The organism is Geodermatophilus normandii (assembly GCF_003182485.1).
GTDB lineage: Bacteria > Actinomycetota > Actinomycetes > Mycobacteriales > Geodermatophilaceae > Geodermatophilus > Geodermatophilus normandii.
Genome location: NZ_QGTX01000001.1, coordinates 519,343 through 545,015, shown reverse-complemented (window position 1 = coordinate 545,015; position 25,673 = coordinate 519,343). Strand labels below are relative to the sequence as shown.

Genomic DNA, 25,673 nt, shown 5'->3' with positions numbered 1-25,673 from the left:
CCTCCCCGTCCCCGCCGTCCCCGCGCGCGGGTGGTGGCCGGCGCCGGTGCTCGCGCTGGCCGCGCTCTGCGGGCTGGAGGCCCTCGCGCTGCTCGCCGGGGCCTCACCGGCCTCGACGGGCTGTTCACCGCCTCGCTGCGGCCGTCGGTGCCCCTCGTGGTCACCGTGCTCGGCGGCCTGGCCGGCTGGGTCGTGCTCTGCGCGGGCAGCGGGCTGGCGGCCCTGGAGGGCGGACGGCGCCTCGTGAACGGCCTCGCCTGCGCCGAGATCGCCGCCGTCGCCGCGCTGGTCGTCGTCAGCCAGGTCACCCCGCTGGTCGGCGACCTGCCCACCACCCTGCCGCTGCCGGCCGTCGCGCTGCTCGCCCTGGCCGTGCCGGTCGGCAAGCTGCTCCTGACCTCGGCACCGGCCACCCTCGCCTGGGCCGAGGCCGCCCCGCCGCGCGTGCGCACCGCCGCTCCGGCCCGCCACCCGCGGCTTCGCCTGGCCACCGTGGCGCTCATCGGCATCGCCCTCGGGGCGCTGGCGGTCACCACCCCGGTCGGCGGCGAGCTGCCGCCGGTGAGCAGCGTCTCCGGTCACTGATCCGGTGGGTGGCCGCCGCTCACTACTCTCGTGCCGTGAGTGATCGGCACATCCTGACCGCCGTGGCCTGGCCCTACGCCAACGGCCCGCGGCACATCGGCCACGTCTCCGGCTTCGGCGTCCCCTCGGACGTCTTCAGCCGCTACCACCGGATGGCCGGGGACCGCGTCCTCATGGTCAGCGGCACGGACGAGCACGGGACCCCGATCACCGTCGCCGCCGACGCCGAGGGGGTGAGCCCGCGGGAGATCGCCGACCGGAACAACCGGCTGATCGTCGGCGACCTGCAGGCCCTGGGGCTGAGCTACGACCTGTTCACGCGCACCACCACGGTCAACCACGCGCAGGTCAGCCAGGAGATCTTCCTCGGCCTGCTCAAGAACGGGTACGTCTTCCCGCAGACGACGCTCGGCGCGATCAGCCCGTCGACCGGCCGCACGCTGCCCGACCGCTACATCGAGGGCACCTGCCCGATCTGCGGGTACGACGGCGCCCGCGGCGACCAGTGCGACAACTGCGGCAACCAGCTCGACCCCACCGACCTGATCAACCCGGTCAGCCGGATCAACGGCGAGACGCCGCGCTTCGTCGAGAGCGAGCACTACTTCCTCGACCTGCCCGCCTTCAGCCGCGCGCTGGGCGACTGGCTGGCGACGCGGAAGAGCTGGCGGCCCAACGTCCTCAACTTCAGCCGGAACCTGCTCGAGGACCTCAAGCCGCGCAGCTACACCCGCGACATCGACTGGGGCGTGCCGGTGCCGCTCGACGGGTGGCGCGACCGGCCCGACAAGCGCATCTACGTGTGGTTCGACGCCGTCGTCGGTTACCTGTCGGCCTCCATCGAGTGGGCCCGCCGCTCCGGGGACCCCGAGGCCTGGCGGCAGTGGTGGCAGACGCCGGACTCCGACGCCTACTACTTCATGGGCAAGGACAACATCGTCTTCCACGCCGAGATCTGGCCGGCCCAGCTGCTCGGCTACGACGGCGAGGGGGACCGCGGCGGCTCCCCGGGCTCGCTCGGCCGGCTGAACCTGCCCACCGAGGTGGTCTCCAGCGAGTTCCTGACGATGGAGGGGCGCAAGTTCTCCTCCTCGCGCCAGGTGGTCATCTACGTGCGCGACTTCCTCGCCCGCTACGACGCCGACGCGCTGCGCTACTTCGTCGCCGTCGCCGGCCCGGAGTCGCAGGACACCGACTTCACCTGGGCGGAGTTCCTCCGGCGCAACAACGACGAGCTCGTCGCCGGCTGGGGCAACCTGGTCAACCGCACGGTGTCGATGGCGGCCAAGAACGTCGGCGCCGTCCCGACGCCGGGGGAGCTGACCGACGCCGACCGCGCGCTGCTGCAGGCGACGTCGTCGGCGTTCACCCCGATCGGCGACCTGCTCGCGCGCAACCGGCAGAAGGCCGCGGCCACCGAGGCGATGCGGGTGGTCGGCGAGGCGAACAAGTACCTGTCCGACCAGGCGCCGTGGAAGCTCAAGGAGGACCCGGCCCGCCGGGACACCGTGCTGCACACCGCACTGCAGGCGATCAGCGACTGCAACGCGCTGCTCACGCCGTTCCTCCCGCACTCGGCGCAGAAGGTGCACGAACTGCTCGGCGGCACCGGCGTGTGGTCCCCGGCGCCGCGGATCGAGGAGGTCACCGACCTCGACGACGGCTCGCCCTACCCGGTCATCACCGGCGACTACGGCGACGCGCAGGCGGTGTGGGCCTCCCGCCCGCTGCCGTCGGGCACGCCGCTGTCCCCGCCCACCCCGGTGTTCCGCAAGCTCGACGACTCCGTGGTCGAGGAGGAGCTGCGCCGGCTCGAGGGCGAGGAGTGAGTCGGTCGGCCGCGTCGCGCGCCAACCGGCGGGGGGAGCCGCCGCCGTCGCCGGAGCCGCTGCCGGCACCGGCGGTCGACAGCCACACCCACCTCGACATCGTCCTGGACGGCTTCCGCTCCGACGAGCCCGCCGACGGCCCGGTCGACGGGGCCGCGGTGGACGCCGAGATCGCGGCCGCGGCGGCCGTCGGGGTCCCGAGGCTGGTGCAGGTCGGCGTCGACGTGCCCTCCTCGCGCTGGTCGGCGGAGCTGGCGGCCCGGCACCCGAACGTGCTGGCCGCCGTCGCCGTCCACCCGAACGAGGCGGGCGAGGGCGCGGCCGACGACGACGCGCTGGCCGAGATCGACCGGCTGGCGGCGCTCCCGCGGGTCCGCGCGGTGGGGGAGACCGGGCTGGACCGCTACCGCACCGGCCCCGAGGGCTGGGCGGCGCAGGAGGCGTCCTTCCGCGCGCACATCCGGATCGCGAAGCAGCACGACGTGGCGCTGGTCATCCACGACCGCGACGCGCACGAGGAGATCCTGCGGGTCCTCGACGACGAGGGGGCGCCGGAGCACACGGTGTTCCACTGCTTCTCCGGCGACGCCGCCTTCGCCACGGCCTGCGTCGAGCGTGGCCACGTGCTCTCCTTCGCCGGCACGCTGACCTTCGGCAACGCCGGGTACCTGCGGGAGGCGGCGGCGCGCACGCCGCTGGACCAGCTGCTCGTCGAGACCGACTCGCCGTTCCTCACGCCGGTCCCGCACCGCGGCCGCCCCAACGCCTCGCGGCTGGTGCCGCACACCGTCCGGGCGCTGGCGGAGGTCACCGGGGTGGAGCTCGCGCAGCTCTGCGACGCGCTGACCCGGAACGCCGAACGCGTCTTCGGCTCCTGGGGGACCGACTCCACCGGCTAGTCGCCGTGGCGTTGCACACTGGTCGGCGTGGGCCGCCTCATCGCCGTCGTGCTGTTCATCGCCGTCCTGGTGCCCGGCGTGCTGCTCGCCCGCGCGTGGGCCCTGGCGGCCGGCCGCCGCGCCGTCGCGTCGGCGGCCGTGGAGTTCGCGACCCCCACGGCCGAGGGCGTGGCCACGCTGCAGCGTCAGGCGCAGCACGGCCGCCGGGTCCGGCGGCTCGGGCTGCTGCTGGGCCTCGTGGGCATCGCCGCCAGCGTCGTCATGTTCGCCGAGGCGTCGGTCTTCCTCTGGCTGCCGGCCCTCCTGGTCGGGCTCCTCGCCGGGGTGGTCCTCGCCGAGGCCACCCGGCCGCGGCCGCGCTGGCGGCCGTCGGACCCCGCCCGCCGGCCCCGCCGCAGCGAGCAGGTCTCGCTGTGGCTGCTGTGGACCACCCGCGCCGTCGTCGTCGCGGAGGTCGTGGTCGCGGTCGTGATGTGGCGGCGGGGGGACCTCGCCGACACCGTCGGCTGGGTCGCCGTGGGCGTCCCGCTGGTGGCCTGGCTGCTGGCCGAGACCGCGCTGCTGCGCACGCTGCTCCGGTCGCTGCCGGCCGAGGGCGCCGACGTGCCCGTCGACGAGGCGCTGCGGACGTGGACCGCGCACCTGGTCACGGCGGCGACGAGCGTGCTCGCCCTGCTGCCCCTGGGCACCCTGCTCCTGGCGGCCGGCATCGACCTCGGCGACCGCGTGACCGAGGGCGTCGACCTGCTCCCGGTGGCGCTGGTGGCCGGCGGCTTCGCGGCGCTGGCCGCCGGGCTGGCCGTGGCCGCGTTCCTCGTCACCTGGCTGCGTCCGGTGCGGATCAGCGAGCGGGCGCTCGCCGGCTGACCGCGCCGGATGCCCCGCCGCGGCACCGGTCACACCGTGACCTCGATCACGAGCTGACCTCGTGAACCGCATCCGTCCCACCCGTCACACGCGGCGCGTTCCTCACTGACCGTGTCGGCGCGGCTGCATGTCGACACGTCGTCCCTCTGCTTCACTCCGTGCGCACAGTTGCCACACGCACCGGGCTCGTTATCGTGTCGTGACTGACAGCCGGAGTGGGGATCGACCCGGGCGGCGTCCGACGGTCCCGGGATCCCCGAGGCTGTCGTTCGCGCGCACGACACCCCTGCCCGGTCCCCCGACCTCGTGGAAGTGTCGTGCCCCGAACGCTGAAGCTCGCCCTCTGCGCCCTCGTCCTGCTCGGACTGGTGGGCGGGTCCGTGGCCTGGTTCGCCGCGCAGAAGTCGCTCACCCTCACCGTGGACGGCCAGGCCCGCGAGGTCAGCACCTACGCCGACACCGTCGGGGAGGTGCTCGAGGAGGAGGGGCTGCAGACGCAGTCGCACGACGTCGTCCTCCCCGCCCCCGAGGCCGCGGTCGGTGACGGTGACACGGTCGTGGTCAACCGCGCCCGCCCGCTGCAGCTCACCGTCGACGGCGTCGCCCGCGAGGTCTACGTGACCGCACTGTCGGTGGACGAGGCCCTCGACCAGCTCGGCTACCGCGCCGAGGACATGGTGCTGTCGGCCAGCCGCAGCGAGCGGCTCCCGCTCGACGGCATGGAGCTGTCGATCACCACCCCCAAGGACGTGACGCTGGTCGTCGACGGCGGCACCCGGGTGGTCACCACCACGGCCGCGACCGCCGGCGACCTGCTGGCCGAGGAGGGCGTGAGCCTCGGGCCGGACGACCGCCTGAGCCTGTTCGCCACCCAGCCGCTGCTCAACGCGATGCGGCTGCAGGTCTACCGCGTGCAGGTGGTCGAGGAGGTCGTCACCGCCGCCGTCGACTACCGGACCGTCGAGACCGACGACCCCGAGGCCCTCGAGGGGACCCGGACCGTCACCCAGGAGGGCGTGGAGGGCGAGCAGGCCACCACGTTCCGGGTCACCTACGTCGACGGCGTGCCGACCACCCGCGAGCAGCTGGACACCGCCGTGACCCGGCCCGCGGTCGACGAGCTCGTCAGCGTCGGCACCAAGGAGCGCCCGGCCCCGGCCGCCAGCAGCGGCAACGCCCCCTCCGCCGACGGGCTGAACTGGGCGGCGCTGGCCCAGTGCGAGTCCGGCGGCCGCGCGAACGCGGTCAGCTCCACCGGCCGGTACCACGGCCTCTACCAGTTCTCGGTCGGCACGTGGCAGTCGGTCGGCGGGACAGGCCTGCCGTCGCAGGCCTCGCCCGACGAGCAGACCCACCGCGCGCAGCTGCTGTACCAGCGCTCCGGCGCCGGTCAGTGGCCGCACTGCGGCCCGCGCCTGTTCAGCTGACGAGACGCCGCTGAGCACCCCCGAGCAGACCGACGGGCTGCTGGGCCCGGCCGCGATCCGCGAGCTGGCCCAGCAGCTCGGTCTGCGTCCCACCAAGACGCTCGGGCAGAACTTCCTGCACGACGCCAACACCATCCGGCGGATCGTGCGCACCGCCGAGCTGCGGCCCGACGACGTCGTCCTCGAGGTCGGCCCGGGGCTGGGCTCGCTGACCCTCGGCCTGCTGCCCGCCGTCGCGGCCGTCACCGCCGTCGAGATCGACCCGCGGCTGGCCGCCCTGCTGCCCGACACGGTGGCCGCGCGCCGGCCCGACCTCGCCGGCCGGCTGACCGTCGTCGAGGCCGACGCGCTGCGGGTGACCGACCTCCCCGGACCGCCTCCCACGGCGCTCGTGGCCAACCTGCCGTACAACGTGGCCGTGCCCGTCCTCCTGCACCTGCTCGAGCTGCTGCCCTCCCTGCGGCGCGCCCTGGTGCTCGTCCAGGCCGAGGTCGCCGACCGGCTGGCCGCACCCCCCGGCAGCGCCGCCTACGGCGTGCCGTCGGTCAAGGCCGCCTGGTACGGCACCGCCCGCCGGGCCGGCAGCGTCGGCCGCCGCGTGTTCTGGCCCGAGCCCAACGTCGACTCCGGGCTGGTCGCCCTCGACCGGCACGACCCGCCACCGGGCGACCGGGCCGCGACGTTCGCCGTCGTCGACGCCGCGTTCGCCATGCGCCGCAAGGGCCTGCGCGCGGCCCTCGCCCGCTGGGCGGGCAGCCCGGCCGCGGCCGAGCAGCGGCTGCGGGCGGCCGGCATCGACCCCACCACCCGCGGCGAGCAGCTCTCGGTGGCCGACTTCGCGCGGCTGGCGGCGACGGCGCCGTGACCTGGTCGACCGCCGGCGGCCCCGGGCACACCCGCGGCGACGGCGCGGTGTCCGCCCACGCCCCCGCCAAGGTCAACGTCTCGCTGGCGGTCGGCCCGCTGCGCGAGGACGGCTACCACGACCTGCAGACGGTCTACCTGGCCGTCTCGCTGCTGGACACGGTGACCGTGCGCCGCGGCGAGGGGCTGTCGGTCACGGTGACCGGCGAGGGCGCCGACGGGCCCGACCCGGTGCCCACCGACCGGCGCAACCTGGTGTGGCGGGCCGCCGAGCTGCTCGCCGACCACGCGGGGGTCGCCCCCGACGCCGCCATCGCCGTCGACAAGGCCATCCCGGCCGCCGCGGGGCTGGCCGGGGGCAGCGCCGACGCCGCGGCCGCGCTGGTCGCCCTCGACGCGCTGTGGGGCACCCACGCCACCCGCGGCGACCTCACCGCCCTGGCCGCGCAGCTGGGGAGCGACGTGCCGTTCTCCCTGGCCGGCGGGGTCGCGATCGGCAACGGCCGCGGGGAGCGGCTCACGCCCGTCCTCGCCCGGCGGCCGTGGCACTGGGTGCTCGGCATCGCCGGGGGTGGGCTGTCCACCCCGGCGGTCTACGCCGAGCTCGACCGGCTGCGGGCCGAGGGGCGGCTGCCCGACGGCGCCGCCTTCCCCTCGCCCGAGCCGGTGGTCGCCGCGCTGCGCAGCGGGCCGGTCGAGGCCCTGGCCGCGGCCCTGGCCAACGACCTCCAGGCCCCCGCGGTGTCGCTGCGGCCCGCGCTGCGCCGTGCCCTGCGCGGCGCCACCGACGCCGGTGCCGCCGCCGCGGTGGTCAGCGGCTCGGGCCCGACGGTGGCGGCGCTCGCCGCGGACGAGGACGCCGCGGTGCGCCTGGCCGCCGTCCTCGCCGGGGAGGGCCTGTTCCGCACCGTCCGCGTCGTGCACGGGCCGGTGCCCGGCGCCCGCCTCGTGGGCTGAGCGACGGCTCAGTCGCCCCCGTGCCGCAGGGCGGGCTCGGGGTCGAGGCGGGAGAGCCCCGCGAAGGCGAGGTCGACCAGGCGGGCGGCCACCTCGGCCTTGCCCGGCGAGCGGGTCTCCAGCCACCACTGGCCCACCTGCGCGACCATCCCGACCAGCGCCTGGCTGTAGAGCGCGGCCACCAGCGGGTCGTAGCCGCGCTCGCCCAACCGCTCGCCCAGCAGGTGCTCGACGCGCCGGGCGAGCTCGCCGATCAGCGAGGAGTACGACCCGGGGGAGTCGCGGGAGAGCACGCGGAAGCCGGCGGTGTCCTCCTCGACGTAGTCGAGCAGCGCCAGCGCCGCGCGCTCGAGCAGCGCCCGCGAGCTGCCGCCCGCGGCGAGGGCCGAGGTGAAGCGGTCGAGCACCCGCTCCATCTCCCGGTCGACGACGACGGCGTAGAGCCCCTCCTTGCCGCCGAAGTGCTCGTACACGACCGGCTTGCTCACGTCGGCGCGGGCGGCCAGCTCCTCGATCGAGGTCGCCTCGTAGCCGCGCTGGGCGAACACCTCCCGGCCGACCGCGACGAGCTGCTCCCGCCGCTGCGCCGCGGTCATCCGGGGCCGGCGCCGGGGCCGGGGCGCCCCGGCGTCGCTCAGGAGGCGGCGCTCGCGGCAGGGACGCGCTTGGCGGCCAGGCGGACCGGGTCGGGCCACTTGACCGAGTGCGCCCAGCCGAGCTTCTCGAACACCCAGATCACGCGGGCGCTGATGTCGATCTGGCCGCGCAGGACGCCGTGGCGGGCGCAGGTCGGGTCGGCGTGGTGCAGGTTGTGCCAGGACTCGCCGGCGCTGAGGATCGCCAGCGGCCAGAAGTTGGTGGCGCGGTCGCGCGAGGCGAACGGCCGGTTGCCCACCACGTGGCAGATCGAGTTGATCGACCAGGTGACGTGGTGCAGCAGCCCGGTGCGGACCAGCCCGGCCCAGAAGAACGCGCTCCACGCGCCGGCCCAGCTGCCGGTCACCAGGCCGCCGATCGCGGCGGGCAGGGCCAGGCTCAGGAACGCCCACAGGCTGAACAGCCGGCTGGTGATCGTCAGGCCGCGGTCCTTGAGCAGGTCGGGGGCGTAGCGGGCGGCGTTGGTCTGGCGGCGGTCGAACAGCCAGCCGAGGTGGGCGTGGAACATGCCCCTGAGCAGGGCGCGGGTGTCGGTGCCGTAGCGCCACGGCGAGTGCGGGTCGCCCTCGCGGTCGGAGAAGGCGTGGTGCCGGCGGTGGTCGGCCACCCACTGCACGACCGGACCCTGGATCGCCATGCAGCCGACGATCGCCAGCGCGATGCGCAGCGGCCGCGTCGCCTTGAAGGAGCCGTGCGTGAAGTAGCGGTGGTAGCCGACGGTCACGCCGAGCAGGGGCACGAAGTAGAACGCGGCGAACAGCGCGACGTCGAGCCAGGACATCCCCCAGCCCCACACGACCGGCACGATCGCGGCGAGGGCGAGGAACGGGATGACGACGAAGACGTACAGGACCAGCTGCTCGAGGTGGCCCTTCTCCTTCCCGTAGGCGTTGGCCGGCAGACCCCGGTCCGGGTCCGCGGGGGTGAAGGCCGTCGGCCGGGTGAGGGAAGGGGCGGACACGTGGCCTCCAGGGGTCGTCCGTCGCGGGCCGCGCGCGTCCGGCGACCGGCGGCTACGAGGCCGTAACCTACGTCACCGTAGGAGCGGCCGCTCCTCCGAGGGCCCGTCCCCGGGACCCCGGCTCCCGTGCCCGGGCCGGACGCGCGCCCTAGGCTCGTCCCACGCGGTGCCGTGCGGGGACGGCGCGCGGTGGGGGATGGGGTAATCGGCAGCCCGCCGGCCTTTGGAGCCGGGAAGTCTCGGTTCGAGTCCGAGTCCCCCAGCAGAGGTCCGGCCGGCAGGGTCCGACCCGCAGAGGTCCGGCCGGCACAGGTCCGGCCGGCAGCAGCCCCCCACCGTCCCGAGGAGTTCCGTGAGCCCGCAGCAGGCAGTCGCCGCCGTCGTCGTCCTGGCCGCCGGCCAGGGCACCCGGATGCGGTCGGCCACCCCGAAGGTCCTGCACGAGCTCGGCGGGCGCAGCATGCTCGGCCACGTCCTCGCCGCGGCCGCGCCGCTGGGAGCCGGCACCACCCTGGTCGTCGTCGGCTCCGGGCGGGAGGCCGTCGAGGAGCACCTGGCCGCGGTCGCGCCCGACGCCCGCCCGGTGCTGCAGGAGGAGCAGCGCGGCTCGGGACACGCCGCCCGCGTCGCGCTGGACGCCGTCCCCGACCTCGAGGGCCCGGTGCTCGTGGTCAACGGCGACGCCCCGCTGCTCACCCCCGCCACGCTGGGTGCGCTGGTGGCCGCGCACTCCGCCGCCGGGAGCGTCTTCACCGTGCTGACCGCCGAGGTCGACGACCCGGCCGGGCTCGGCCGCATCGTGCGGGGTGCCGACGGCGCGCCGCGGGCCATCGTCGAGGAGAAGGACGCGACCGACGAGCAGCGGACGATCCGCGAGGTCAACGCGGGCGTCTACGTCGCCAACGCCGCCACGCTGCGCCGGGTGCTGGCCGGGCTGTCCACCGACAACGCCCAGGGCGAGCAGTACCTGACCGACGCGCTCGCGCCGCTGGTCGAGGGCGGCGCCCCCGTGGCCGCCGTCCCCGCCCAGGACCCGGCCGACGTCCTCGGCTGCAACGACCAGCGCGAGCTCGCCGCGCGGCGGCGCACCCTCAACGACCGCGTGCTCGACGCCCTCATGGTCGCGGGCGTCACCGTCGTCGACCCGGCGACCACCTGGGTCGACGTCACCGCCGCCGTCCTCCCGGGAGCCCGGTTGCTGCCCGGCGTCCAACTGCACGGGACGACGACCGTGGCCGCCGGGGCCGTCGTCGGCCCGGACACCACGCTCACCGACTGCACGGTGGGGGAGGGCGCCACCGTGGTCCGCTCGCACTGCAGCTCGGCCGAGGTCGGGCCCCGGGCGGCCGTCGGCCCGTTCAGCTACCTGCGGCCGGGCACCCGGCTGGCCGCCGACGCCAAGGTCGGCGCGTTCGTGGAGACCAAGAACGCCGTGGTCGGCGAGGGGTCGAAGGTGCCGCACCTGTCCTACGTGGGCGACGCGACGATCGGCCGCGGGTCGAACATCGGCGCGGCGACGGTCTTCGTGAACTACGACGGCGTGACCAAGAGCCACACGACCGTCGGCGACGAGGTGCGTGTGGGATCGGACACGATGCTGGTCGCCCCGGTCACCATCGGGGACGGCGCCTACACCGCCGCGGGCTCGGTCATCACGCAGGACGTCCCGCCGGGAGCCATGGGTGTGGCGCGGGCCCGTCAGCGGAATGTGGCAGGCTGGGTGGAACGCCGACGCCCTGGGACTGCCGCCGCGCAGGCCGCGTCGGCAGCCAGAGGAGCAGTGGCCGCCAGCCGGCCCGCGACCGATGTCCCGGACCAGCCGGCCCGGCCCGTGGCCGACGACCAGCAGTGAGGCAGTGAGCTCATGAGCGCGATCCGACAGACGACGAGCAAGAGCCTGATGCTCTTCTCCGGCCGGGCCTACCCCGAGCTGGCGGCCGAGATCGCCGGGCACCTGGGGGTCACGCCGACGCCCACGGCCGCCTACGAGTTCGCCAACGGCGAGCTGTTCGTCCGCTTCGAGGAGTCCGTCCGCGGCTGCGACGCCTTCATCGTGCAGAGCCACAGCGCGCCGATCAACACCTGGCTCATGGAGCAGCTGCTCATGGTCGACGCCGCCAAGCGCGCGTCGGCCAAGCGGATCACCGTCGTCGCGCCGTTCTTCCCCTACGCCCGGCAGGACAAGAAGCACCGCGGCCGCGAGCCCATCTCCGCCCGCCTGGTCGCCGACATGTTCAAGACCGCCGGTGCCGACCGGCTGATGACCGTCGACCTGCACACCGCGCAGATCCAGGGCTTCTTCGACGGCCCGGTCGACCACCTCTTCGCCCTCGACCTGCTGGTCGACCACGTCAAGGAGCGCTGGGGCGACCGCGACATCACCGTCGTGTCGCCGGACTCCGGGCGGGTGCGGGTCTCCGAGCGGTGGAGCGACAAGCTCGGCGGCGTCCCGCTGGCCTTCATCCACAAGACCCGCGACCCGATGCGGCCCAACGAGGTCGTCGCCAACCGCGTCGTCGGCGAGGTCGAGGGCAGGGTCTGCATCCTGGTCGACGACATGATCGACACCGGCGGCACGATCGTGAAGGCCGCCGAGACGCTCTTCGAGGCCGGTGCCGCCGACGTGATCGTCTGCGCGACCCACGGCGTCCTGTCGGGCCCGGCGGTCGACCGGCTGAAGAACAGCCGCGTCAGCGAGGTCATCGTGACCAACACGCTGCCGATCGAGCCGGCCCGCCAGTTCGACAAGCTCACCGTCCTCTCGATCGCCCCGCTGCTCGCACGGGCGATCAAGGAGGTCTTCGAGGACGGCTCGGTCACCAGCCTCTTCGGCGGCGCGAGCTAGCGCGCGGACGCCCGCGGCGGGCGGGCGCGCCGGCGCCCGTCCGCGCGGTGGCGTCCCGGGGGGTCCGGGCGTGCCTCGTGGCGGCCCGGTGACCTGCGCCGGGACCCGCGGGGCCTGGTCAGGCGGACGTTCTGCTGCCCGGGACCCGGGAGGCGTCGCGTACACTCGGCGGGAGCCCGGCGAGGGAGACGGTCCGTCCGTACTCCGTGATCGACGTGCGTGTGCCCCGAGGGGTGTGCCGCGCCGTGTGCCGGCCACCGCCAGAACCCACCTCCGAGGAGCACACCACCGTGGCTGACCACCGCCTCGTCGCCGAGGCCCGCACCGAGTTCGGCAAGGGCAGCGCCCGCCGGACCCGCCGCGCGGGCCGCGTCCCCGCCGTCCTCTACGGGCACGGCCAGGACGTCGTCCACCTGTCCCTGCCGGCCCGCGAGTTCGCCGCGGTCCTGCGCAACGGGGGCAGCAACGCCCTGATCACCGTCGTCCTCGACGGCACCGAGCACCTCGCGCTCACCAAGTCGGTGCAGCGCGACCCGCTGACCCGCCAGCACGAGCACGTCGACCTGCTGGCCGTTCGCCGCGGCGAGAAGACGACCGTCGAGGTGCCGCTCGTCGTCGTCGGCGAGCCCGGCGTGGACGCGATCACCAACCACCAGCTCAACACCGTCTCGATCGAGGCCGACGCCACGGCGCTGCCCGACACGATCGAGGTCGACGTCACCGGCCGCACCGCCGGCCAGAACATCACCGCCGGCGACCTCGTCCTCCCGCGCGGCGCCACGCTGGTCACCGACCCGGAGGCGCTGGTCATCGGCTTCCTCGGTGCGCCGACCGCCGAGCAGCTCGACGCCGAGCTCGCCGAGGCCGAGGCCGAGGCCGGCATCGAGCGCGAGGAGTCCGCGCCGGCCGCCGAGGGCGTCGGCCAGGGCGACGTCGTCCCCGAGCCGCTGGCGCAGGGCAGCGGCGAGTCGATCGAGTCGACCGAGAACAGCTGAGGTCCCCGCTGACCGAGAGCACCACCCGCAGGGGCGCCGGCACCGCCGGCGCCCCTGCGGCGTCCCCTCCCTCCGAGGGCCCCTTCCTCGTCGTGGGCCTGGGCAACCCGGGCCCCGGCTACGCGGGCAACCGGCACAACGTCGGCGCGATGGTGCTCGACGAGCTCGCCGCGCGCGCCGGCGTGAAGCTCACCGCCGGCAAGGGCGCGCGCGCCCGCGCGCTGGCCGGCGAGGGACGCCTGGCCGGCCGCCGCGTCGTTCTGGCCCGGCCGACGACGTACATGAACGAGTCCGGCGGTCCCGTCCGCGGCCTGCTCGACTACCACAAGCTGCCGGTCGCCGACCTCGTCGTCGTCCACGACGAGCTCGACATCCCCTTCGCGGCCGTGCGCCTCAAGCGCGGCGGCGGCGAGGGCGGCCACAACGGCCTGCGCTCCATCAGCCGCTCGACCGGGACCAGGGACTACCTGCGCGTGCGGGTCGGCATCGGCCGCCCGCCCGGCCGGCAGGACCCGGCCGACTTCGTGCTCAAGGACTTCTCCGCGACCGAGCGCAAGGAGCTCGACCTGCTGGTCGCCGAGGCCGCCGACGCCGCCGAGGAGCTGCTCGCCCTGGGCCTCGAGGGGGCGCAGAACGTGGTGCACCCCCGCACCTGACCGCGACGTCTCCCCTTCGGGTGAACCGGTCACTCTCCGCATTGACCCTCTCATGACGCTCTGTGAGTGTCAGCCGTGCTCAGGGGGAGATGTGCGAGCACGGCGTTCGATGAACTGACACACACCGTGACCGGCACCTCCTCCGCGTACCGAGAGTGACGCGAGCCGAGGGGGAGACGTGCTGCTGGACCACCACGGCGCAGGACCGGGGACGGCTGCGCGGACGACGGCGCTCCGAGCCGCCCCGGGCGGCGCCGCAGGCCGCCTGCGCGCGGTGTCCCGCCCGCCGTCGCGCCGCTGGGAGGGCCGCTACTCGGCCGCCCTGCACGCCCTCGACCTGACCGCCGCGGTCGCCGCGACCGGCACCGTGCTCTTCGCCTCGTCGGCCGACGTCCGGGCGGCCCTGCTGGTGCCGGCCGTCGTCATGGTGCTCGCCTGGCCGGTGCTGCTGGCCGCCGCCGGCGCCCACGACGAGCGGGTGTTCGGCACCGGCAGCGACGAGTTCCGCCGCGTCGGCCGGGCCGGCTTCCTCCTGCTCGCCCTGACCAGCTTCGTGTCCTACGTCGCGCAGCTCGACCTCAGCCGCGCCCTCGTCGTCCTCGCCGTCCCCGCGCTCACCGTGCTCACCCTCACCGGCCGGTACGCCGCCCGGTGCCGGCTGCGCCGGCTGCGCGCCCGGGGCTCGTGCACCAAGCGGGTCGTCGTCGTCGGCCGCGGCCGCGCGGTCACCGAGCTGGCCGCCCGGCTGCGCCGCGGCGACTTCGCCGGCCTGGAGGTCGTGGCCGCCTGCGTGACGCCCGACAGCCGCAGCAGCGTGGCCGAGGCGCTGCGCGTCCCCGTCTCGGGACTGGACGACGTCGCCACCGCGGTCGCCCGCCACGGCGCCGACACCGTCGCGGTCACCTCGGCCAGCGAGACCGCGGCGGAGTACCTGCGCCGGCTGTCCTGGCAGCTGGAGGGCACCGGCACCGAGCTGCTCGTCGCACCGGGCCTCATCGAGGTCGCCGGCCCGCGGCTGCACATCCGGCCCTTCGAGGGCCTGCCGCTGCTGTCGGTGGAGCAGCCGCGCTTCGAGGGCTGGCGCCGGGTGGTCAAGGGCGGCGTCGACCGCGCCGCGGCCGCGCTGGCCCTGCTGTTCCTGGCGCCGGTGCTGCTGGTCATCGCGCTCGCCGTCCGGCTGGACAGCCCCGGGCCGGTCCTCTACCGCCAGGAGCGCGTGGGCGTGAACGGCAGCGGGTTCACCATCCTCAAGTTCCGCAGCATGGCCGTCGACGCCGACCGCCGGCTGGCCGAGCTGCTCGACCGCAACGAGGGCGACGGGCTGCTGTTCAAGATGCGCCGCGACCCGCGGGTCACCCGGGTCGGCCGCTGGCTGCGCCGCTTCTCCCTCGACGAGCTCCCGCAGCTGTTCAACGTCCTCGGCGGGACCATGTCGCTGGTCGGCCCGCGGCCGCCGCTGCCGGCCGAGGTCGAGCGCTACGACTCCTCGGTCAGCCGCCGGCTGCTGGTCAAGCCCGGGCTCACCGGCCTGTGGCAGATCTCCGGCCGCAGCGACCTGTCCTGGGAGGAGGCCGTGCGCCTGGACCTCCGCTACGTGGAGAACTGGTCGCTGGCCCTCGACGCGCTGATCCTCGTCAAGACCGTCCGCGCCGTCGTGAGCAGCTCCGGCGCGTACTGACCGGCCTCACCCGCGCCTCACCCCCGCCCCACCCCGCGGGGGGACGAGCGCACCCTCGTTCCGTTCCTAGCGTCGGACCCGGCCTCTCCCGAGGCCGCTGACGTCCCGTTCGCACGCGCACCCCGGAGGACCGACCGATGGCCCGCACGAGCATCGCCTTGGTGGGGACCCGCGGGGTCCCCGCCCGCTACGGCGGCTTCGAGACGGCGGTGGAGGAGGTGGGCCGCCGGCTCGCCGACCGCGGGCACCGGGTGGTCGTCTACTGCCGCACCACCCCGGGCGCGCAGGAGCCGCCGCCGGCCGAGCACCTCGGCATGGAGCTGGTGCACCTGCCCGCCGCCCGCCGCCGGTCGCTGGAGACCCTCAGCCACACCGCGCTGTCGGTCGGGCACCTGCTGGCCCACCGCACCGACGCAGCGATCGTCTTCAACGCGGCCAACGCCCCGCTCCTGCCGGTGCTGCGCGCGGCGCGCATCCCGGTCGCCACGCACGTCGACGGGCTGGAGTGGAAGCGCGCCAAGTGGGGCCCGGCCGGCCGCCGCTACTACCGGGTGGCCGAGTCGCTGGCCGTCCGCTGGTCCGACGTCCTCATCGCCGACGCCCAGGGCATCGCCGACTACTACCGCGACACCTTCGACGCGCCGACCACGCTGCTCACCTACGGCGCCCCGCTGGTGGACCCGGGCTCTGACCTGCTCGCCGGGGTCGGCCTCGAGCCCGGCGGCTACCACCTGGTGGTGGCGCGGTTCGAGCCGGAGAACCACGTCGACGTCATCGTCCGGGGCCACGTCGCCAGCGAGGCCGGCAAGCCGCTGGTCGTCGTCGGCTCGGCGCCCTACAACGACGGCTACACCCGGCGCGTGCACGCCCTCGCCGACGAGCGGGTGCGCTTCCTCGGCGGGGTGTGGGACCAGCGGCTGCTCGACCAGCTCTACGCCAACTGCGCGACCTACCTGCACGGCCACTCGGTCGGCGGCACCAACCCCTCGCTGCTGCGCGCCATCGGCGCCGGCGCGGCGGTGACCGCCTTCGACGTCGCCTTCAACCGCGAGGTCGTGCGCGACGCGGGCCGTTTCTTCCGCACGTCGCAGGACGTCGCCCGCCAGCTGGCCGCCGTCGAGGCCGACCCCGCCCGCGTCGAGCGGGACCGCCGCCGGTCCCGTGAGCTCGCCCGCGGCTACGACTGGGACGAGGTCGCCGCCGGCTACGAGGCCCTCGCCGAGGACCTGGCCTCCCGCCGCTTCCCCCGGAGGCGGCCCAGCGGACACCGCCGGCCCACCGACGCCGACCTGCCGGGCGTCCCGGCGCCCGCGGGCACCGTGGTCCCCCTGCCCACCCCGGCGCAGCCGCGGCAGTGGGCCGACGAGGACCTCCGGGCGGCCCAGCAGTGAGCCGGCCGGAGGAGGGACGCCGTCCGTCCCGGGTGCGACTGCTGCTCGCGCTGGCCGCGGTGGCGCTGGTCGCCCTGGTCGCCGTGTTCGTCCTCGTGCGCGGGGACGACGACGAGCCGGGCGGCTCTCCCGCCGCCACCGCGTCCTCGACGCCGGCGACCGTCACCGAACCGTCGCTGGGCGCCGACGCCCCCGGGGCCCAGGCGACCCCTCCGGCGGAGGCGTCCCAGGCCGCCGTCGACGACCTGCCGCCCCGCCAGGCCCCCGTCGCCCTCGACCAGCCGGCCGCGGCCGGTGACGGGGTCACGGCCACGGTCGCCTCGGTCGAGGCGATCAACGGCTTCGGCCAGGGCCGCGGCAACGTGTCGGGGCCGGCGCTGCGGGTGACCCTGACGATCACCAACGGCACCGACGACATCCTCGACCTCGGCGGGGTGGCCGTGGACCTGACCCACGGCACCGACGCCGTGCCCGCGTCCCCGCTGGACGACCGGTCGCACGCCCCCTTCTCCGGCTCGCTGGAGCCGGGGGAGACGGCCGAGGGCGTCTACGTGTTCAGCGTCCCCCCGGACGACCGCGGCACGGTCACGGTCTCCGTCGGCCACCGCGCGGGAGCGCCGTTCATGGTCTTCACCGGCTCCGCCGGCTGACCCGCTCCGCCCCTCGCACAGCAGGGCCCCGGCTCCGGCCGGGGCCCTGCTGTCGTTCGCGCGGTCCTCACCGTGGGTCATGACGGATCCGCAAGATCTCCGCACGACCTGCGGACATGTCCCCGTAACGGGGGATGGGACCCCCCTGTCGTCACGCTTAGTGTTCATCCGCCTGGCCGGAGGACGGCCACGCGCTCGACGCGACACACGGGGGATCAAGTGACGTCAGCACGCACGGCCGCCTCGCCCAGGGCTCTCCTGGCAGGCCTCCTCGCGACCCTGCTCTTCGCCGGGGTCCTCGGCGCAGCGGTGCCGGGCACCGCCTCGGCGGACTGGGCGCCGGTGAACCCGGCCGACCCCGCCACCCCGGCCACGGTGACGGCGGACGCCCTGCCCACCGTGCAGATCAACGGGGTCGCCTGGACCCAGGTCGTGGTGGGCAACACCGTCTTCGTCGGTGGCGACTTCAGCACCGCCCGCCCGGCCGGCGCCGCGCCCGGCGTCGCGGAGACCCCGCGCAGCAACCTGCTCGCCTACGACATCCGCACCGGTGAGCTGATCACCTCCTTCGCCCCGGCGCTCGACGGTCAGGTCCTGGCCCTCGCCGCCTCGCCGGACGGCTCCCGCCTCTACGTCGGTGGCGACTTCGGGCGGGTCAACGGGCAGGTGCGCAGCCGCATCGCCGCCTTCAACGCCGCCACCGGGGAGCTGGTGACCGACTTCCGGCCGGCCGTGTCCGGTCAGGTGTCGGCCATCGCGGCGACCAACGCGACCGTCTACTTCGGCGGCACCGTGACCGCCGTCGGCTCCGTCGCCCGTACCCGGCTGGCCGCCGTCAGCGCCGCCACCGGCGCCCTCACCGCCTGGGCGCCGCAGCCCGGCGGCACCAGCAACCAGATCTTGGCGATCACGCTGGCCGGCACGAACCAGGTCGTCGTCGGCGGCCGGTTCGCCTCCCTGAACGGCACGGCGACGTCCGGCGTCGGCGCCCTCGACGCCACCACCGGCGCCACGAGGCCCTTCGCCGTCGGGCAGCGGATCACCAACCAGGGACCGGACGCCGCGATCTACAGCCTCACGACCAGCAACGGGGTCGTCTACGGCACCGGCTACGACTTCGGCGGCCCGGGCAACCTCGAGGACACCTTCGCCGCGCGGGCCGACGGGGGACAGGCGGTCTGGTTCTCCGACTGCCGCGGTGACCACTACTCGGTCCACGCGACCAGCACCGTCGTCTACACCGCGTCGCACGCCCACGACTGCGCCAACATCGGCAGCTTCCCCGAGCAGCAGCCCCGCGTGCACATGTTCGCCAACGCGCTGTCCGCGGCAGCGACGGGGACCGTGCAGCGGATCAGCGACCTGCGCGGCGGCAACACCAACCTGGTCGGTCAGCCGGCCCCCTCGTACCTCCCGTGGGACCCGGACTTCATCGCCGGCACCTACACCGGCCAGTTCCAGGCCGGCTGGTCGGTCACCGGCAACGGCGACTACGTCGTCTACGGCGGGGAGTTCCCCACCGTCAACGGCGTCGGCCAGCAGGGCCTCGTCCGCTTCGCCGTCCCGGCGCTGGCGCCCAACCGGGTCGGCCCGGCCACCAGCAGGCCCTTCGCGCTGACCACCACGATGGTCCCCGGCGCCGTCCGGCTGACCTGGCCGTCGGTCACCGACCGGGACAACGAGAACCTGACCTACCGCGTGTACCGGGACAGCGACACCTCCGCGCCGGTCTGCGAGGCCACCCGGCCGACCCGGTGGTGGGACCTGCCGGCGTTCGGCTGCGTGGACACCAGCGCCTCGGCGGGCTCGCACCGCTGGTTGGTGACGGTCAGCGACCCGGCGGGCAACCGGCTGAGCTCCGCGTGGGTCACCGCCACGGTGCCCGCCGCCAGCAGCGGCGCGTCCCGGCCGTACGCCCGAGCGGTGGCGGCCGACGGTGCCCTGGACCACTGGTGGCTCGGCGAGGGCTCCGGCGGCATCGCCTACGACTACGCCGGCACCCGCGACCTCACGGTCGGCGGTGGCGTGACGCGCGGCGCGGCGGGTGCCATCCCGGGCGACACCAACACGGCGTCGACCTTCAACGGCACCTCGAGCGGCACCGCGTCCACCGGCACGGCCGTCGCCGGCCCGCAGACGTTCAGCGTGGAGGCGTGGTTCCAGACGACGTCCACCGCCGGCGGCAAGATCATCGGCTTCGGTGATCGCACCACCGGGCTGAGCGACAACCGCGACCGGCACGTCTGGATGGACACCAGTGGCCGGCTGTCGTTCGCCATCTGGGACGGCACGGCCCAGACCGTCACCGGCTCCACCGCCTACAACGACGGCCGCTGGCACCACGTCGTGGGCACGATGACCCGGTCCGGGCTCGCCCTGTACGTCGACGGGACCCTCGTCGCCTCCAAGACCGGTTCGATGCGCGCCCAGGCGTTCAACGGTTACTGGCGGATCGGCGGCGACGCCTCCTGGAGCGGTTCCCCGTGGTTCACCGGGCGGATCGACGAGGTCGCCGTCTACCCGTCCGCGCTGTCGGCGCAGCAGGTGGCGAACCACGCCGCCCTCGGCCGGGGCCAGAACCTCGCCCCGACCGCCGCCTTCGGCACGCAGGTCGCCGACCTGACCGCCCGGGTCGACGCCGGCGCCTCCACCGACCCCGAGGGCGTGATCCGCTCCTACGCCTGGGACTTCGGTGACGGCACCACGGCCACCGGGGTGACCGCCGCGCGCACCTACGCCGCGCCGGGCACCTACACCGTGCGGCTGACCGTGACCGACGGCGGTGGCCTGACCGCCACCACCACCCGGTCGGTCACCGTCACCGCGCCCCCGACCGGCGCCGGCTCCATCGCGGCCGACACCTTCGGCCGGGAGGTCGCCTCCGGCTGGGGCACCGCCGAGCGCGGCGGCGTCTGGACCACCTCCGGCTCGACCTCGGTCAGCGCCGGCACCGGCCGGCTGGCCGGCGCCGCCGGGCAGAGCGCCTCGGCGCGGCTGTCGGGCGTGAGCCGGACCGACGTCGCCCTCCAGGCGACGCTGACCATGCCGCAGCTCGCCACCGGCGGCGGCACCTACGTCGGCCTCGCCGCCCAGAGCGTCGGGCTCAGCGACTACCGGGTGAAGCTCCGGTACCGCTCCGACGGCCAGGTCGAGGTCATGCTCGCCCGCACCGTGGACGACGTGGAGACCATCCTCGACGGCTACCAGCTGCCCGGCGGGTACGCCGCGGGCACGGCCCTGACGGTGCGGTTCGAGACCAGCGGCGGTGCGCCCACGACCCTCAGGCTCAAGGTGTGGCCGGCCGGCACGGCCGAGCCCGCGGCCTGGAGCCTGACCCGGACCGACGCGACCGCGTCGCTGCAGCGCCCGGGCGCGGTGTCGCTGGACACCTACGTCTCCGCCAGCGCGACGGCGACCTCGACGCTCCGCGTCGACGACCTCCGGGTCGAGCCGGCCGGCACGGTGACGACGCCCACCCCGCAGCCGAACCAGGCTCCGGTGGCGGCCTTCACCGCGACCCCGTCGCAGCTGACCGTGGCCGTGGACGGCTCGGGCTCGACCGACGACACCGGCGTGACCGGCTACGCGTGGGACTTCGGTGACAGCGCCACCGCCACCGGGGCCACCGCGTCGCACACCTACGCCGCGGCCGGCACCTACACCGTGCGGCTGACCGTCACCGACGCCGCCGGCCTGACCGGGACCACCACCCGCACGGTGACCGTCACGGCGCCCCCGGCCGGTCCGCAGCCGGGCGCGCCGATCGCGGCCGACACGTTCGGCCGGGAGGTCGCCTCGGGCTGGGGCACCGCCGAGGTCGGCGGGGCGTGGACCACGTCCGGCACCACGTCGGTCACCGGCGGGGCCGCCCAGCTCAGCGGCGCCAGGGGGCAGAGCGCCTCGGCGCGGCTGGCCGGGGTGAACCGGACCGACGTCGTCGTGCAGGCCACCCTCACGGTGCCCCAGCTGACGACCGGCGGCGGGACGTACGTCAGCCTCGCCACCCAGCAGGTCGGGCTCACCGACTACCGGGCCAAGCTGCGGTTCCGCGCCGACGGCCAGGTCGAGGTCATGCTGATGCGCACGGTGAACGACGAGGACACCATCCTCGGCGGCTACCTGCTGGCCGGCGGCTACACGGCGGGGACGTCGCTCAACGTGCGGTTGGAGACCAGCGGCACGGGCACCACGACCGTGCAGGTCAAGGTGTGGCGCGCCGGCACGACCCAGCCGACGGCCTGGGACCTGACCCGGACCGACACCACGGCGGCCCTGCAGCGCCCGGGCGCGGTCGCGCTGGACACCTACACCTCCGGCAGCTCGACGGCGACCGCCACGGTGCGCGTGGACGACCTGCGGGTCGACCCGGCCGGCACGACGGGCACCACGCCGACCCCGCAGCCGAACCAGGCTCCGGTGGCCGCGTTCACCGCGACGCCGTCGGCCCTGACGGTGGCCGTGGACGGCTCGGGCTCGACCGACGACACCGGCGTGACCGGCTACGCGTGGGACTTCGGTGACAGCGCCACCGCCACCGGGGCCACCGCGTCGCACACCTACGCCGCGGCCGGCACCTACACCGTGCGGCTGACCGTCACCGACGCGGCCGGCGCCACCGGGACCACCACCCGGTCGGTGACCGTCGCGGCGGCACAGCCGACGAACCAGGCGCCCGTGGCGGCGTTCACCGCGACGCCGTCGGCCCTGACGGTGGCCGTGGACGGCTCGGGCTCGACCGACGACACCGGCGTGACCGGCTACGCGTGGGACTTCGGTGACGACGGCACCGCCACCGGGGCCACCGCGTCGCACACCTACGCCGCGGCCGGCACCTACACCGTGCGGCTCACGGTCACCGACGCGGCCGGCCTGACCGGGACCACCACCCGGTCGGTGACCGTCGCCGCCGCCCAGCCCCAGCCGGGCACCCAGCCGCTGGCCGCCGACGCCTTCGAGCGCCAGGTCACCGGCGGGTGGGGCACGGCCGACACCGGCGGTCCCTGGGCCGTCGCCGGCCCGGTGGCCAACGCCTCGGTGACCGGCGGCGCCGGCCAGCTGTCGGTCCCGGCCGGGCAGACGAGCAGCGCCGCGCTCGCCCAGTTCTCCCGGCAGGACGTCGCGGTGCAGGTCGCGCTGACGCTCCCGCAGGCCCCCACCGGGGGTGGCGCGTACGTCGGCCTGGCCGCCCGCAGCGTGGGGCTGACCGACTACCGGGTGAAGATGCGGTTCCGGGCCGACGGCCAGGTCGAGGTCATGCTGGTCCGGACGGTGAACGACGTCGACACCATCCTCGGCGGCTACCTCCTGCCCGGCGGCTACCGGCCCGGCTCCTCGCTGACCGTCCGGTTCGAGGCCGCCGGCACCGGCACCACGACCCTGCGGGTCAAGGCGTGGGCCACCGGGACCGCCGAGCCGGCGGCCTGGGCGCTGGTCCGCACCGACGACGCCGCGGTGCTGCAGCGCGCCGGCACGGTGCTGCTGGACACCTACGTGTCGAGCTCCGCCACGGCGGCCACCGCGGTCCGGTTCGACCAGCTGTGGGTCGGCGAGGCGGGCACGGCGCCGGCGGCTCCGTGACCGACACTGCTCCCGTGTCACCGGAGAGCACCGAGGCCCCTCGCGCCGCCGCTGACCGCGGCGGCCCGGGGGGCCTCGGCCTGGTCGTCGTCAACTACGGCTCCAGCGCGCTGCTGCGCCGGAACCTCGCGGCGGCCGCGGCGCTCGGCCCGCACGTCCGCGTCGTGGTGGTGGACAACCACAGCACCGACGCCGAACGCGCGGCCGTGACGGCGCTGGCGGCCGAGCGCGGGTGGGACCTGGTGGCGCTCCCGGACAACCGGGGTTTCGGCGCGGCGTCCAACGCCGGCTTCGCCCGGGCCCGCGAGCTCGGCTGCGCCACCTTCTGCTGCCTCAACCCCGACGCCTCGGCGACCCCCGAGGTGCTCGAGGAGCTGCGCCGGGCCAGCCTGGCCGACCCCCTCGCGGTCCTCGCCCCGCGCATCGTCGACTCCTCCGGGACCACGGTCTTCGCGGGGTCGACCCTGGGCCTGCGCGACGGGCGCACGGGCGCCCGGCACAGTCCCACCCGGTCCCGCGGACCGGTCGAGGACTGGCTGACGGGTGCCTGCCTGGTGGTCTCGGCGGAGATGGCCGACCGGCTCGGCGGGTACGACGAGGGCTACTTCCTCTACTGGGAGGACGTCGACCTCAGCCACCGCGCGCTGGCCGCCGGCGGGTCCCTCGTCGTCCGCAGCGACCTGGTCGCCGTCCACGACGAGGGCGGCACCCAGGGGGAGCGGGAGGGCGACGCCAAGTCCGACCTCTACTACCGCTACAACTGCCGCAACCGCCTCGTGTTCGCCGCGCGCAACCTCTCCCGACGGCAGCTGCTCGGCTGGCTGCTGCGGACGCCGTGGGTCAGCTGGGAGATCCTGCTGCGCGGCGGCCGGCGCCAGCTGGTGCACTCGCCCCGGCCGCTGCTCGCGGCGGTGCGGGGCAGCCTGGAGGGGGCCGGGATCGCCCTCGTCGCGCTGGTCCGCGGGCCCTCCTCCCAGCCCGTTGGGGGGAGGCGCACGCCGCTGCGCCGGTGATGGGATGAGGCGTGACCGCCACGCCCCCGTTGTCGTCGACCACCCTGCCGTCGACCCCCGGCCGGCCCGGCCCGGGCGGCGTGCGGGTCACCGTCGCCGTCCCGACGTTCCGCCGTCCGGGCGACCTGCGCGAGCTGCTGCCGCGGCTGCTCGACCACGTGGCCGAGGTGGGCGCGGGCGGCCGGTTCACCGTTGAGGTGCTGGTCGTCGACAACGACCCCGCCGGCTCGGCCGCGGAGGTCGCGGCGGCCGTCCCCGGCGTCCGCTACGTCGTCGAGTCCCGGCCGGGGATCGCCGCGGTGCGCAACCGCGCGCTCGACGAGGCGGCCGGGTCCCGCCTGCTCGCCTTCATCGACGACGACGAGCGGCCCTGCGAGCACTGGCTCGGCGCCCTGCTGGCCACCTGGGAGGACTCCGGTGCCGCCGCGGTCTCGGGGCGGATCCTCGCGGAGTACCCCGGCCCGGTCGACCCCTGGATCCTCGCCGGGCGGTTCTTCGTGCGCCGCCGGATGCCCACCGGCACCGAGATCGACGTCGCCGCCACCGGCAACCTGCTCCTCGACCTCGACCAGGTCCGCGCCGCCGGCACCCGCTTCGAGTCGGCCCTGGGGCTGGCCGGCGGCGAGGACACCCTGTTCAGCCGCTCGCTGGCGCACGCCGGCGCGCGCATGGTGTGGTGCGACGAGTCGGCGGCGGTCGACCGCGTGCCGGCCGAGCGGACGACCCGCCGCTGGGTCCTCACCCGCGCCTGGAGCCACGGCAACGCGACCGTGCTGACCGAGCTGCGGCTCGCTCGCGGCACCGCGGCCCGGCTGCGGATCCGGGCCCGGGGCGTGCTGCGCGGGCTGCTCCGCCTCGGCGGTGGAGGGGTCCGCTGGGCACTCGGCCGCCTCACCGGCTCGGCGCGGCACCAGGCCCGCGGCGCCCGTGCGCTCTTCCGCGGTCTCGGCATGCTCGGCGGCGCGCTCGGCGTCGTCTACGAGGAGTACGCCCGGGACGGGCGCCGGTGGCGCCTGGGCCGGGTCACCCCCCGATGACCGGCACCCCGCCCGCCGCGCGGGTCTACCGGGCCGGCCGCCGCGCCGCGCTGACCGCCGCGCGCCGGGCCGCCGGGACCGTGGCCGGGTCGGTGGTGTCGGTCCGGACGACGGCGCCGTCGGTGGCCCTGACCTTCGACGACGGCCCGGAGCCCGGCGGCACCGACCGCGTGCTCGCCGCGCTGGCCGACGCCGGCGCCACCGCCACCTTCTTCGTGCTGATGACCCGGGTGCGCCGCCACCGCGCGCTGTTCGAGGAGGTGGTCGCGGCCGGCCACGAGGTGGCGCTGCACGGCGTGGACCACCGCCCGCTGCCGACGCTCCCGCCGCACGAGGTCGGGCCGGTGCTCCGGGCCGGCCGCGCCGAGCTCGAGGACGCCCTGGGCCGCACCGTGCGCTGGCACCGCCCGCCGAACGGGCGGCAGACCCCGCGCACCTGGCGGGCCGTCACCGGCGCCGGGCTGACCCCCGTGCTGTGGGGCCCGACCACCTGGGACTGGCGGGACGTGCCGCACGAGCGGCGCCTGGCCAAGTCACGTGAGGGGCTGCACCGCGGCGCGATCGTGCTGGCGCACGACGGCTTCGCCGGGCCCGAGGACGGCGCCGCCGACGGGCCGGCCCCGGTCCTCGACAAGGGCCGGCTCGTCACCGAGGTCCTGGCCGGCTACGCCGCCGACGGGCTGCGGGCCCGCTCGCTCGGCGAGGTGCTGGCCGGGGGCACCGCCGTCCGCGAGGCCCGCTTCGTCCGCTGAGGCCGGGGGAGGCCTCGGTCCCGCGCGGCCGGT

General features: G+C 75.8%; 20 protein-coding genes and 1 tRNA gene. 19 read left to right on the top strand and 2 right to left on the bottom strand.

The features are described 5' to 3' along the window. Positions 1-147: 147 nt before the first annotated feature. The 7 genes from JD79_RS02745 to JD79_RS02715 all read left to right on the top strand — a co-directional run bounded on the left by JD79_RS02745 (position 148) and on the right by JD79_RS02715 (position 7,428). Entirely contained in the window at positions 148-585 is a 438-nt protein-coding gene (locus tag JD79_RS02745) for a hypothetical protein (RefSeq protein ID WP_110004301.1), read from the top strand. A 35-nt stretch (positions 586-620) separates the two neighbouring features. After that, complete coding sequence (gene metG / locus JD79_RS02740) at positions 621-2,414, top strand: methionine--tRNA ligase (protein ID WP_110004300.1); 1,794 nt, start codon at positions 621-623, stop codon at positions 2,412-2,414. After that, a complete protein-coding gene (locus JD79_RS02735; RefSeq protein ID WP_110004299.1) occupies positions 2,411-3,313 on the top strand; it encodes a TatD family hydrolase in 903 nt (300 codons plus the stop codon). The genes metG and JD79_RS02735 overlap by 4 nt, the downstream gene beginning before the upstream one ends. 27 nt (positions 3,314-3,340) lie before the next feature. Then, entirely contained in the window at positions 3,341-4,180 is an 840-nt protein-coding gene (locus tag JD79_RS02730) for a hypothetical protein (RefSeq protein ID WP_110004298.1), read from the top strand. Between the two features lie 317 nt (positions 4,181-4,497). Continuing rightward, positions 4,498-5,607: a resuscitation-promoting factor gene (locus JD79_RS02725; protein WP_110004297.1), complete on the top strand. Its 1,110-nt coding sequence runs from the start codon at positions 4,498-4,500 to the stop codon at positions 5,605-5,607. A 145-nt stretch (positions 5,608-5,752) separates the two neighbouring features. Further along, positions 5,753-6,472, top strand: coding sequence for a 16S rRNA (adenine(1518)-N(6)/adenine(1519)-N(6))-dimethyltransferase RsmA (rsmA, locus tag JD79_RS02720; protein ID WP_245899574.1), 720 nt, complete (start codon positions 5,753-5,755; stop codon positions 6,470-6,472). Next, positions 6,469-7,428 carry a 4-(cytidine 5'-diphospho)-2-C-methyl-D-erythritol kinase gene (locus JD79_RS02715; protein WP_110004295.1) on the top strand — a complete coding sequence of 320 codons (960 nt, stop codon included), beginning with the start codon at positions 6,469-6,471 and terminating at the stop codon, positions 7,426-7,428. The genes rsmA and JD79_RS02715 overlap by 4 nt, the downstream gene beginning before the upstream one ends. An 8-nt stretch (positions 7,429-7,436) precedes the next feature. Here the strand turns inward: JD79_RS02715 and JD79_RS02710 are convergent, their stop codons facing one another. Then, on the bottom strand, positions 7,437-8,024 hold the full coding sequence (locus JD79_RS02710; RefSeq protein WP_110004294.1) for a TetR/AcrR family transcriptional regulator: 588 nt from the start codon (positions 8,022-8,024) through the stop codon (positions 7,437-7,439). Between the two features lie 38 nt (positions 8,025-8,062). Next, complete coding sequence (locus JD79_RS02705; protein WP_110004293.1) at positions 8,063-9,046, bottom strand: acyl-CoA desaturase; 984 nt, start codon at positions 9,044-9,046, stop codon at positions 8,063-8,065. Between the two features lie 190 nt (positions 9,047-9,236). Here JD79_RS02705 and JD79_RS02700 point away from each other — a divergent pair. From JD79_RS02700 to JD79_RS02645, 12 genes are all read left to right on the top strand, one after another. Next, a tRNA-Gln gene (locus JD79_RS02700) sits at positions 9,237-9,309 on the top strand. Between the two features lie 89 nt (positions 9,310-9,398). Further along, entirely contained in the window at positions 9,399-10,898 is a 1,500-nt protein-coding gene (gene glmU, locus JD79_RS02695; RefSeq protein ID WP_110004292.1) for a bifunctional UDP-N-acetylglucosamine diphosphorylase/glucosamine-1-phosphate N-acetyltransferase GlmU, read from the top strand. 12 nt (positions 10,899-10,910) lie between these two features. Further along, positions 10,911-11,891: a ribose-phosphate diphosphokinase gene (locus JD79_RS02690; protein ID WP_110004291.1), complete on the top strand. Its 981-nt coding sequence runs from the start codon at positions 10,911-10,913 to the stop codon at positions 11,889-11,891. Between the two features lie 290 nt (positions 11,892-12,181). After that, the gene (locus tag JD79_RS02685; RefSeq protein ID WP_110004290.1) at positions 12,182-12,886 is read left to right on the top strand and encodes a 50S ribosomal protein L25/general stress protein Ctc; all 705 of its coding nucleotides are present in this window, start codon (positions 12,182-12,184) and stop codon (positions 12,884-12,886) included. A 92-nt stretch (positions 12,887-12,978) separates the two neighbouring features. Next, positions 12,979-13,542, top strand: a complete 564-nt coding sequence (pth, locus tag JD79_RS02680) for an aminoacyl-tRNA hydrolase (protein ID WP_110004289.1) — start codon at positions 12,979-12,981, stop codon at positions 13,540-13,542. A 274-nt stretch (positions 13,543-13,816) separates the two neighbouring features. Next, the gene (locus JD79_RS02675) at positions 13,817-15,220 is read left to right on the top strand and encodes a sugar transferase (protein WP_110007355.1); all 1,404 of its coding nucleotides are present in this window, start codon (positions 13,817-13,819) and stop codon (positions 15,218-15,220) included. 137 nt (positions 15,221-15,357) lie between these two features. Further along, positions 15,358-16,611, top strand: a complete 1,254-nt coding sequence (locus JD79_RS02670) for a DUF1972 domain-containing protein (RefSeq protein WP_110004288.1) — start codon at positions 15,358-15,360, stop codon at positions 16,609-16,611. Between the two features lie 32 nt (positions 16,612-16,643). Further along, positions 16,644-17,261 (top strand): DUF4352 domain-containing protein, encoded by a 618-nt coding sequence (locus JD79_RS02665; RefSeq protein WP_110004287.1) that lies wholly within the window; start codon positions 16,644-16,646, stop codon positions 17,259-17,261. A 219-nt stretch (positions 17,262-17,480) separates the two neighbouring features. Next, positions 17,481-22,838 carry a PKD domain-containing protein gene (locus JD79_RS02660; RefSeq protein ID WP_110004286.1) on the top strand — a complete coding sequence of 1,786 codons (5,358 nt, stop codon included), beginning with the start codon at positions 17,481-17,483 and terminating at the stop codon, positions 22,836-22,838. Positions 22,839-22,852: 14 nt separating this feature from the next. Next, the gene (locus tag JD79_RS02655; RefSeq protein WP_110007354.1) at positions 22,853-23,851 is read left to right on the top strand and encodes a glycosyltransferase family 2 protein; all 999 of its coding nucleotides are present in this window, start codon (positions 22,853-22,855) and stop codon (positions 23,849-23,851) included. A gap of 11 nt (positions 23,852-23,862) precedes the next feature. Next, the gene (locus JD79_RS02650; protein ID WP_211307839.1) at positions 23,863-24,888 is read left to right on the top strand and encodes a glycosyltransferase family 2 protein; all 1,026 of its coding nucleotides are present in this window, start codon (positions 23,863-23,865) and stop codon (positions 24,886-24,888) included. Further along, entirely contained in the window at positions 24,885-25,640 is a 756-nt protein-coding gene (locus JD79_RS02645; RefSeq protein WP_110004285.1) for a polysaccharide deacetylase family protein, read from the top strand. The genes JD79_RS02650 and JD79_RS02645 overlap by 4 nt, the downstream gene beginning before the upstream one ends. Positions 25,641-25,673: the final 33 nt, after the last annotated feature.